4 protein-coding genes are annotated in these 3868 nt (G+C 68.6%); 3 read left to right on the top strand and 1 reads right to left on the bottom strand.

Annotated elements, in window-relative coordinates:
- The 3 genes from VF794_RS29050 to VF794_RS29040 form a co-directional block, all read left to right on the top strand.
- The coding region (locus tag VF794_RS29050) for a gamma carbonic anhydrase family protein (protein WP_414640971.1) at nucleotides 1–231 on the top strand (231 nt) is incomplete at its 5' end.
- 36 nt (nucleotides 232–267) lie between these two features.
- Entirely contained in the window at nucleotides 268–723 is a 456-nt protein-coding gene (locus VF794_RS29045) for a cyclic nucleotide-binding domain-containing protein (protein ID WP_331115990.1), read from the top strand.
- Between the two features lie 316 nt (nucleotides 724–1039).
- Entirely contained in the window at nucleotides 1040–1798 is a 759-nt protein-coding gene (locus VF794_RS29040) for a DedA family protein (RefSeq protein ID WP_331115988.1), read from the top strand.
- A gap of 10 nt (nucleotides 1799–1808) precedes the next feature.
- Here VF794_RS29040 and VF794_RS29035 read toward each other — a convergent pair.
- Nucleotides 1809–3868: Hsp70 family protein (locus tag VF794_RS29035; RefSeq protein WP_331115986.1), on the bottom strand; the 2060-nt coding region annotated here is incomplete at its 5' end.

Genomic DNA, 3868 nt, shown 5'->3' with positions numbered 1-3868 from the left:
GTGCTGGTGGGCATGGGCGCCATCGTCATGGACGACGTGGAGATCGGCGACGACTGCATCATCGGCGCCGGGACGCTGCTGACGCCGGGGACGAAGGTGCCTCCGGGCTCGCTGGTGGTGGGCTCGCCCGGCAAGGTGAAGCGGGCCATCACCGACGAGGAGCGCACCTTCCTCCTCGAGTCCGCCAGGCACTACGTCCGCACGGCCGCCGACCACCGCGCCAGCCGTTAACGTGACGGCAGCGGGCGTGCGTGTTAGGAGCACCTCATGGAGGTCACTGCCGCACTCAAGGCGTGCCCGCTCTTCAAGGACTTCACCGACGTCGGCATCCAGATTTTCGCCGCGATTGGTGTGCCTCGAGCGTTCCCCAAGGGCTCGACGCTCTTCGTGGAGAACCGTCCTGGCGAGTCGCTCTTCATCATCGGAGATGGCACGGTGCGTCTGAGCGCGCGCAATACCGCGGGCGAGGACGTGTCGCTCGGGGAGGTGGGCGCGGGGGAGTCCATGGGCGAGCTGGCACTCCTCCAGAAGAGCGATCGGCTGTGCACCGCCACCGCCATGACGGACGTAACGGCCGTGGAGATCCGCCACGCGGACTTCCAGAAGCTCACCGCCGCCAAGCCCCAGGCCTGCATGAAGCTGTTGATGGGCATCGTCACTCACTTCAGCCAGAAGGTCCGCGACAACCGCGACGCCATGAAGTCGCTCGTGGGAAAGACTTGAGGCCGATCCCCTCGGGCTTCTGCTAGCTTTCCCGCCCGCCGAGGCCTGGGAATGCTCCTCGCACCTGTGCCTACCCCTGCCTGCCTGCTCGCACTGAAGTCCGGAGTGTAGGGCTTGCTGGGACGCTCGTATTCCGAGCGGCGGACGGGGACGATGATGATGATGAGGCAGCCAGCCGTGGGAAAATGGAGCCCGCGGCCCAGGGCATGGAGTTTTGAGGACGCGTGCCCGGTTGATGCGTGGGCGCTGGAGACCCCGGTACGGGTGACGCCCGCCTGGTTGCCTCCACGGAACTGAACGAGACCGAGAGACAAGCGTGCAAGAATTCCTCACCAACCTGCTGGGCAGTACCCACGGCTTCCTCGCCTACGCCACCGTGTTCGGTGTGCTGGTGGCCTGTGGGCTCGGCGTGCCCCTGCCGGAGGACATCTCCCTCATCCTGGGTGGGTTTCTGGCCCACAAGGGAGCGGCGAGCCTGCCGATGATGATGCTGGTGGGCTTCGGAGGCATCCTGGTAGGCGACAGCCTCATCTTCTATGCGGGCCGCCGGCTGGGCACGCAGGTGGGCCGTGCGCCGCAAGGCTTCTTCGCCAAGGTGGTCACGCCCGAGAAGCGGGCCCGGGTGGAGGGGATGTTCGCCCTGCACGGGCAGAAGATCGTGATGATCGCCCGCTTCCTGCCCGGGGTGCGCGCGGTGACGTACTTCACGGCCGGCTCGGCGGGCATGTCCTACTGGCGCTTCATCTTCTGGGACGGTCTGGCGGCGCTCCTGTCCGCGCCGTTCTTCGTGTGGCTCGGTTTCGCCTTCGGCGACAAGCTGGACTACGCGATTGATCGCATGAAGGAGGGCCAGCTGGTGGTGTTGGCGGTGCTCGCGGTGGGAGGCCTGGCCTTCTTCGTGTGGCGCAAGCGGCTGGCGGCCCTGCGGGGCGCGGCACTCCAGGCGGCGGTGAAGGCCGCGCCGGTGTCGGCGCACCTGCTGACGGGCGTTGCCCCCGAGGCCCAGCCCGCCGCGGCTCCGGTCTTCGAGCTGGCGGAGAAGCCCGCTGGTACGGATCGCCTGATTCGCGACTGAGACGCACCCCTCAGGTGCGTCCGAGCATCCGCTTCAACCACCCCACGAGCCCACCCGGGGCGACCTCGCTGGCGGTAGCGGCGAGGGCGACGGGAAGCTGTACGGGCGCGGCCGCCGTGGGCCGTGCGGCGCCCGACACCGCCGGCATTCCAGAGAGGGACGGACGCCGTGCCGGCGGCTCCGGATGCGGCTGGTGCAGCCCCATCTTCTCCTTCACCTGCTCGGGCGTGTCGCGAGTGCCGAAGATGCTCATCACCTCGGCGCCGCTGGTCTGCTCGCGCGCGGTCACCTTGAGGATGCACTCGCCGGTGACCTCGAAGGTGACGGTGACCTTCACCGAGCCGCGAGGCCCCGGGGGCAACCCGGGGAGCTTGAGCGTGCCCAGGTACTCGTTCTCCACCGCCCGCTCCGCCTCTCCCTGGAGGATGATCAGCTCGATCTCCTGCTGATCATCCCGGCTGGTGGAGAGCTGGTAGGTCTTGGTGGCGGGCAGGGGCAGGTTGCGCTCGAGCACGGGCTTGAAGCGCCCGCCGGGCAGGCCCACGCCGATGGCCATGGGCAGCACGTCGATGAGCACCACGCCCTCCATCTGTCCCAGGCTGTGCGCCAGCAGGGCGGCACCGAGCGCCACGGCCTCGTCCGGGTGGACGTTCTTGGTGGGTGTCTTGCCGAAGAACCAGGAGATCTTCTCCTGCACGAGCGGGAAGCGGCTCTGTCCGCCCACGAGGATGATCTCATTGATGTCCTTGGGGGTGAGCCCCTTGGCATCGAGCACATCGGCGCAGACCTGGAGCGAGCGATCCACGAGCTCCCCGGTGAGCTGGACGAGCTTCTCGCGGGTGAGGCTGACGTCGAGATCGAACGGCTTGCCGTCGATCATGGTGATGAAGGCGACGTGGACGCGCATCTCGGAGCGCTCCGAGAGGGCACACTTGGCGCGCTCGGCGGCGTCCTGGAGGCGCTGCATGGCGACCCGGTCCCCGTGGAAGGTGATTCCCGTCTGCTTCTGGAACTCCTCCAGGAGGTACGCGACGATGGCGTTGTCGAAGTCGATGCCGCCCAGGAAGGTATCGCCCCCGGTGGAGACGACCTCGTAGACGGTGTCGTTGAGCTCGAGCACGGAGGCATCAAAGGTGCCGCCGCCGAGGTCATAGACGAGCACGCGCTGGTTGAGCTTGCGGCCGTAGCCGTAGGCGAGCGCGGCGGCGGTGGGCTCGTTGAGGATGCGCTCGACGTGGAGCCCGGCGAGCCGACCGGCCTCGCGCACGGCCTGGCGCTGGTTGTCGTTGTAGTAGGCGGGGACGGTGATGACCGCGCGCGAGACGGGCTGGCCGAGCTGGTTCTGGGCCACCTCCTTCACCTCGCGGAGGATGAGCGCGGAGATCTGCTGGAGCGTGTAGATGCGATCTCCGAGCTTCACCGCCGCCTCGCCGTGCTCGCCGGGGGCGATCTCGTAGGCGAAGCGATCCTTGATCTGCGAGACGATGGGGGACTCGTAGGGGCGGCCGACGAGCCGCTTGGCGCCGTAGACCGTCTGCCGGGGGTTGGTGAGCATCTGCCCCTTGGCGGGGTGGCCCACCACGAGCTTGCCGCGGGAGTTGAGGGCGAGGATGGAGGGGACGGTGTTGTGCCCCTCGCGGCTCGGGAGGACGCCGGGCTTGCCGCCGCGCACATAGGCGGCGCAGGAGTTGGTGGTGCCCAGATCGATGCCGATGATGGGGCCGGTCCGCTTGGGCTCCTCGGTGGGGGCCTCGAAGGGTGGGGCGCTCGGCACCGGCGGGGTGGACGTCGAGACCACCGGAACGGCTTGAGCGCCCGTTGGCGTGAGCGCGGGAGAAGGCCGGGCCGTGGGAACCGTCCCCGGCGGGGGGACCGTCTCATCCGCGGGTCCCACGCCCGCTGGAAGCGGCGGAACGAGCGACTGTCCGTGCGGCAGATTGGCCACCGCGGAGTCGAGGAAGGCGAGGGTGGCCGGGTCCACGTTGAGGAAGCGCAGCCCCATACCGGAGATGCCCTGCCCCGACTGACCGGTGACGAAGTGGACGACGGCGGAGGCGTAGATGAGGCGCG

The sequence above is a fragment of the Archangium sp. genome, from assembly GCF_036389735.1.
In the GTDB taxonomy this organism is placed as follows: domain Bacteria; phylum Myxococcota; class Myxococcia; order Myxococcales; family Myxococcaceae; genus Archangium.
This window is presented reverse-complemented; position numbering and strand designations above follow the sequence as displayed.

What these genes read in the sequence shown, in the direction of transcription:
- VF794_RS29045 (WP_331115990.1), top strand. Translation starts at nt 268, where the DNA reads ATGGAGGTCACTGCCGCACTCAAGGCGTGCCCGCTCTTCAAGGACTTC.